The organism is Stenotrophomonas sp. CCNWLW162 (assembly GCF_037203745.1).
GTDB classification, from domain to species: Bacteria; Pseudomonadota; Gammaproteobacteria; order Xanthomonadales; family Xanthomonadaceae; genus Stenotrophomonas; species Stenotrophomonas maltophilia_AQ.
Window position 1 is genome coordinate 62,009 of sequence record NZ_JBBCBL010000011.1, and the last position, 6,714, is coordinate 68,722.

Annotated in this window: 4 protein-coding genes; 1 reads left to right on the forward strand and 3 read right to left on the reverse strand. The window is 65.7% G+C overall.

Annotated features, from left to right (window positions below; translation table 11 throughout):
- Positions 1 to 48: 48 nt before the first annotated feature.
- The 3 genes from acnD to prpB form a co-directional block, all read right to left on the reverse strand.
- Entirely contained in the window at positions 49 to 2,667 is a 2,619-nt protein-coding gene (gene acnD, locus V9K93_RS19700) for a Fe/S-dependent 2-methylisocitrate dehydratase AcnD (RefSeq protein ID WP_337303087.1), read from the reverse strand.
- A gap of 97 nt (positions 2,668 to 2,764) precedes the next feature.
- Positions 2,765 to 3,922, reverse strand: coding sequence for a bifunctional 2-methylcitrate synthase/citrate synthase (gene prpC, locus V9K93_RS19705; RefSeq protein WP_046985081.1), 1,158 nt, complete (start codon positions 3,920 to 3,922; stop codon positions 2,765 to 2,767).
- Between the two features lie 36 nt (positions 3,923 to 3,958).
- The gene (prpB, locus tag V9K93_RS19710) at positions 3,959 to 4,852 is read right to left on the reverse strand and encodes a methylisocitrate lyase (RefSeq protein WP_012511842.1); all 894 of its coding nucleotides are present in this window, start codon (positions 4,850 to 4,852) and stop codon (positions 3,959 to 3,961) included.
- Positions 4,853 to 5,005: 153 nt separating this feature from the next.
- Between prpB and prpR the strand changes: the two genes are divergently transcribed.
- On the forward strand, positions 5,006 to 6,589 hold the full coding sequence (gene prpR / locus V9K93_RS19715; protein WP_046985080.1) for a propionate catabolism operon regulatory protein PrpR: 1,584 nt from the start codon (positions 5,006 to 5,008) through the stop codon (positions 6,587 to 6,589).
- The last annotated feature ends 125 nt before the right edge of the window (positions 6,590 to 6,714 follow it).

Consider the following 6,714-nt stretch of genomic DNA (forward strand, 5'->3'; position numbering starts at 1 on the left):
ACGGTTCCTTGCAATGAAAGACGGCCCGTTACCGGGCCGTCGGATGCCTTACGCCACCTTGGCGCCTTCCAGGAAGTCCTGTGCGAAACGCTGCAGCACGCCACCGGCTTCGTAGATCGCCACTTCCTCGTCACTGTCCAGGCGGCAGGTGACCGGCACGATCACGTCCTGGCCGTCGCGGCGGTGGATGACCACGCGCAGCTCGGCGCGCGGCGTGCGTTCACCGATGACGTCGAAGGTTTCGGTGCCATCGATGCCCAGGGTCAGACGCGTGGTGCCCGGCTTGAACTCCAGCGGCAGCACGCCCATGCCGATCAGGTTGGTGCGGTGGATGCGCTCGAAGCCTTCGGCAACGATGGCCTCCACGCCAGCCAGGCGCACGCCCTTGGCGGCCCAGTCACGCGAAGAACCCTGCCCGTAGTCGGCACCGGCGATGATGATCAGCGGCTGCTTGCGCTCCATGTAGGTCTCGATGGCTTCCCACATGCGCATCACCTTGCCTTCCGGCTCGACGCGCGCCAGCGAACCCTGTTTCACGCTGCCGTCTTCATTGCGCACCATCTCGTTGAACAGCTTCGGGTTGGCGAAGGTGGCGCGCTGCGCGGTCAGGTGGTCACCGCGGTGGGTGGCGTAGGAATTGAAGTCCTCTTCCGGCAGGCCCATCTTCGCCAGGTATTCGCCAGCCGCACTCGAGGCCAGGATCGCGTTGGACGGCGACAGGTGGTCGGTGGTGATGTTGTCGGGCAACACCGCCAGCGCACGCATGCCGGCCAGCGAGCGCTCACCGGCCAGTGCACCTTCCCAGTATGGCGGACGACGGATGTAGGTGCTCTGCGGGCGCCAGTCGTACAGCGGGCTCACCGCTGCGCCGTGTTCGACGCGTACGTTGAACATCGGGTTGTAGACGCTGCGGAACTGCTCCGGCTTCACCGCCGCCTTCACCACCGCATCGATCTCGGCATCACTCGGCCAGATGTCCTTCAGGCGCACCTCGTTGCCGTCGGTGTCCACGCCCAGCACATCCTTCTCGATGTCAAAGCGGATGGTGCCGGCGATGGCGTAGGCGATCACCAGTGGCGGCGAGGCCAGGAACGCCTGCTTCGCATACGGATGGATGCGGCCGTCGAAGTTGCGGTTGCCCGACAGTACCGCCGTGGCGTACAGGTCACGGTCGATGATTTCCTGCTGGATCTTCGGATCCAGCGCGCCGCTCATGCCATTGCAGGTGGTGCAGGCGAAGGCGACGATGCCGAAGCCCAGCTTCTCCAGGTCCGGCAGCAGGCCCGCTTCTTCCAGGTACAGCTGCACTGCCTTGGAACCGGGTGCCAGCGACGACTTCACCCAAGGCTTGCGCAGCAGGCCGCGCTCGTTGGCCTTGCGTGCCAGCAGGCCGGCGGCGATCACGTTGCGCGGGTTGGAGGTATTGGTGCAGCTGGTGATGGCAGCGATGATCACCGCGCCATCCGGCATCAGGCCCTGTGCCTGCTCGGCCTTGCCGGCTTCCAGCTTGGCGGCATCGGCGATGCCGCGCTCGACCAGTTCCGATACCGGCAGGCGGCGATGCGGATTGCTCGGGCCGGCCATGTTGCGCACCACCGTCGACAGATCGAAGTGCAGCACGCGCTCGTATTCCGCAGTGGCCAGGTCATCGGCCCACAGGCCGGTGCTGCGCGCGTAGTTTTCAACCAGTGCGACCTGCTTTTCCTCGCGACCAGTCAGGCGCAGGTAGTCGATGGTCTGGCCGTCGATGTAGAACATCGCGGCGGTTGCGCCGTATTCGGGGCACATGTTGGAGATGGTGGCGCGATCACCGATGGTGAGTGCAGCGGCACCTTCGCCGAAGAATTCAAGCCAGGCGCCGACCACGCGCTCCTTGCGCAGGAATTCGGTCAGGGCCAGCACCACGTCGGTGGCGGTGATGTCCGGCTGCGGCCGACCGGTCAGCTCGACACCGATGATGTCCGGCAGGCGCATCCACGACGCACGGCCCAGCATCACGTTCTCTGCTTCCAGGCCGCCCACGCCGATGGCGATCACACCCAGCGCATCCACATGCGGGGTGTGGCTGTCGGTGCCCACGCAGGTATCGGGGAAGGCGACGCCGTCCTGCACGTAGATCACCGGCGACATTTTCTCCAGGTTGATCTGATGCATGATGCCGTTGCCCGGCGGAATCACGTCCACGTTCTCAAAGGCCAGCTTGGTCCAGTCGATGAAGTGGAAGCGGTCCTCGTTGCGACGGTCCTCGATGGCGCGGTTCTTCTCGAACGCCTGCGGATCGAAACCACCGCACTCCACTGCCAGCGAGTGATCGACGATCAGCTGCACCGGCACCACCGGGTTGACCTTGGCCGGATCACCGCCCTTGTCGGCGATTGCATCGCGCAGGCCGGCCAGATCCACCAGCGCGGTCTGGCCGAGGATGTCATGGCACACCACGCGCGCCGGGAACCACGGGAAATCCAGGTCGCGACGGCGCTCGATCAGCTGCTTCAGCGAGTCGGTCAGCGTGGCCGGATCGCAGCGACGCACCAGGTTCTCGGCCAGCACGCGCGATACGTACGGCAGCGTGGCGTAGGCGCCGGGCTGGATCGCATCGACAGCGGCGCGCGCGTCGAAATAGTCCAGCGAGCTGCCGGGGAGGTTCTTGCGGTAATCGGTATTCATGGGCTGGCGGGATGCTTTGGGCGGGCCGGGTGCCGGCAGTGCGGCGGCGAAAGCATCCGGCCGGCACAGGGCCGGCCGGATGGATACAGCAGGTGGATCAGACGCGCTTGTCGATGGCGACGAAGTCGCGGTCTTCCGGGCCGATGTAATTGGCGCTCGGGCGGATGATCTTGCCGTCGATACGCTGCTCGACGATGTGCGCGCTCCAGCCGGCGGTGCGGGCGATCACGAACAGGGGGGTGAACATCGCGGTCGGCACGCCCATCATGTGGTAGCTGACGGCGCTGAACCAGTCCAGGTTCGGGAACATCTTCTTGATGTCCCACATCACCGTTTCCAGGCGCTCGGCGATGTCGTACATCTTCATGCTCGACTGCTCTTCGGACAGTTCGCGGGCGACGTCCTTGATCACCTTGTTGCGCGGATCGGACACGGTGTAGACCGGGTGGCCGAAACCGATCACCACTTCCTTGCGCTCCACGCGGGCCTTGATGTCTTCCTCGGCTTCGTCCGGATTGTCATAGCGCTTCTGCACTTCGAACGCCACTTCGTTGGCGCCGCCGTGCTTGGGGCCGCGCAGCGCGCCGATGCCACCGCAGATCGCGCTGTACATGTCGCTGCCGGTGCCGGCGATGACGCGGCAGGCGAAGGTCGAAGCGTTGAACTCGTGCTCGGCGTACAGGATCAGCGAGGTGTGCATCGCCTTCACCCACGAATCCTGCGGCTTCTCGCCGTGCAGCAGATGCAGGAAGTGACCACCGATGGAGTCGTCGTCGGTCTCCACATCGATGGCGCGGCCGTTGTGGCTCCAGTGGTACCAGTACAGCAGCATCGAACCGAGGCAGGCCATCAGCTTGTCGGCGATGTCGCGCGCGCCCGGATGGTTGTGGTCGTCCTTTTCCGGCGACACGCAGCCGAGCACGGACACGCCGGTGCGCATCACGTCCATCGGGTGTGCGGACGGCGGCAGTTCTTCCAGAGCGGCCTTCACCGCCGCCGGAATGCCACGCAGCGACTTCAGCTTGGCCTTGTACGAAACCAGCTCGGCGCGGGTCGGGAGCTTGCCGTGCACCAGCAGGTAGGCGATTTCCTCGAACTCGCTGGTGTTGGCCAGGTCCAGGATGTCGTAGCCACGGTAGTGCAGATCGTTGCCGCTGCGGCCGACGCTGCACAGCGCGGTGTTGCCGGCAGCAGTGCCGGACAGGGCGACGGACTTCTTCGGCTTGAAGGTCGGGGTTGCGGTTGTATCGTTCATGTTTTCCCTCCGAAAACTGATGGTGCAGGGTACTGCTTATTTCTTGGCGGCGAACAGTGCATCGAGCTGCTGCTCGAAGGCGTGGTAGCCGATGCGGTCATACAGCTCTTCGCGCGTCTGCATGCTCTCCACCACATTGCGCTGATGGCCATCGCGGCGCACCGCCTGGTAGACATTTTCGGCGGCCTTGTTGGCCGCACGGAACGCCGACAGCGGGAACAGCTGGATGGCAACGCCGGCCGAGGCCAGTTCATCGCGGCTGAACAGCGGGGTGGCACCGAATTCGGTGATGTTGGCCAGCACCGGCACCTTCACCGCATCGACGAAGCGGCGGTAGGTGTCCAGATCATAGGCAGCCTCGGCGAAGATGCCGTCGGCACCTGCCTCGACACAGGCGATGGCGCGCTCGATGGCCTTGTCCACGCCGTCCACCTGGATGGCATCGGTGCGTGCGATCAGGAAGAAGTCCGGATCAGTCTTGGCATCGGCGGCAGCCTTCACGCGGTCGACCATTTCACCCTGCGAGACGATCTCCTTGCCCGGACGGTGGCCGCAGCGCTTGGCGCCAACCTGGTCTTCGATGTGGCAGGCAGCCGCGCCGGCCTTGATCAGCGACTTCACGGTGCGCGCGATGTTGAACGCGCTCGGGCCGAAACCGGTGTCGATGTCGACCATCAGCGGCAGGTCGCAGACATCGGTGATACGCCGCACGTCGATCAGCACGTCTTCCAGGGTGTTGATACCCAGGTCCGGCAGACCCAGCGAACCAGCGGCGACGCCACCACCGGACAGATAGATGGCACGGAAGCCAGCGCGCTTGGCCAGCAGCGCATGGTTGGCGTTGATCGCGCCGATCACCTGCAGCGGCGATTCGGCAGCCAGCGCCTCACGGAAGCGGGCACCGGCGGAGAATGGGGCGGAAGCGGTCATGCGGCAATCCAGGTTGAAGAACGGGAAGGTAGGCGCAAGCACCATGCCAAGCTGCAAGCGGTTGATTTCACGGGGATGACCGGCACGCAACGGCGAAACAAATGAAACATTGAAACAGATGTATCATGAAACACCCCGCCCGAACCCGCCGCCATGTACCTGCCCCGATCACCCCTGCGCCACGCCGATATCGACCCCGGCCGCCCGGTGATCTGGACCGTCAGCGTCTCGCGGCTGACCGGCCTGCTCGGCGACGTCATTCCCGAATTCGACCGCCGCGCACGCATCGAGCAGATCAACCTCGGCTTCGAGGAGGCGGTAGAGGTGATCGGCCAGCGCCTGCGTCGCGAGCACTGCGATGTGGTGATTGCCGGCGGCTCCAACGCGGCGTGGCTGCGTGGTCGGCTGGAGCTGCCACTGGTGCCGATCCAGGCCAACGGCTTCGACCTGATGGAAGCACTGGCGCGCGCGCGACGCATCGCTCCGCGCATCGGCCTGGTCACCCACGCCAGCGATGTACCGGTGTTCAGCAACTTCCAGCAGAGTTTCGGCCTGGATATCGAGCATCGCCGCTTCGTCACCCGCGAGGACGCGCGCGACTGCATCGCCGACCTGCGCGCCAACGGCATCGAGGTGATCGTCGGCACCGGCATGGCCATCGACCATGCCGAGCAGGCCGGCCTGCCCGGGGTGCTGCTGTATTCGGCCGACTCGGTGCGGCAGGCGTTCGAACATGCACTGGAACTGACCCAGACCCTGGCACGTTCCGGCAGCAACCGCCCTGCCCCGCGCCGGCGCCCGGCAGCGCGTGCCGATGCGCATGAACTGCTCGGCGACAGCGACGCGATGGCGCAGGTGCGCGCGCAGATCGCGCTCTATGCCCCACATGACAGCACCGTGCTGGTCAGCGGCGAAACCGGCACCGGCAAGGAGCTGGTGGCGCGCCAGCTGCACGCCGCCAGCGGTCGTCGCGGACGCTTCGTGGCGCTGAACTGCGGCGCGATCAGTGAATCGCTGCTGGAGGCGGAACTGTTCGGCTACAGCGATGGCGCCTTCACCGGCGCACGTCGTGGCGGCCGCGTTGGCCTGGTTGAAGCCGCAGACGGCGGGACGCTGTTCCTGGATGAGATCGGCGAACTGCCACTGCCACTGCAGACCCGCCTGCTGCGAGTGCTGGAAGAACGTGAAGTGCTGCGTGTCGGCGCCACCGAACCGACCCCGGTGGACCTGCGCGTGGTGGCCGCCACCCTGCAGTCGCTGGAGCAGCGCGCGGCCACCGGAAGCTTCCGCCGCGACCTGTATTACCGCTTGGCAGCGCTGCGCATTGCCCTGCCCTCGCTGCGTGCGCGGCGCGGTGACATCCTGATGTTGGCGCAGCACTTCTTCCGCCAGCTGCGCGGCATCGACGCGCCGCTGGATGAGGATGCACTGGCGGTGTTGACCGCTGCCGAATGGCCCGGCAACGTGCGCGAACTTCGCAATCTGATGGATCGCCTGCGCATCCACTGGCAGCCCGGTGAAGGGCTGATTGATGCCGCGCGACTGCTGCAGCTTGCGCCCGAACTTGTGAATGAGGGCGTTGCAGCATTGCCGGTGGAACGCAACGGCAAGCGCCCACCGCGTGCGCAGCTGGAAGCGCTGCTGCAGGAACATCGCAATGATCGCGAGGGCATGGCGCAGGCGCTGGGTGTATCGCGCACCACGCTGTGGCGCTGGCTGCGCGCTGAAGGCCTGTAGAGCCAAGCCCATGCTCGGCTGATCTTCCCGCAGAAGCAGCCGAGCATGGGCTCGGCTCTTATCTCTTGCGACTCTGGCACCTTAGGTGCCGAGAGCCCGGCGCGGGCGACCGTTCGGCTCTAGGT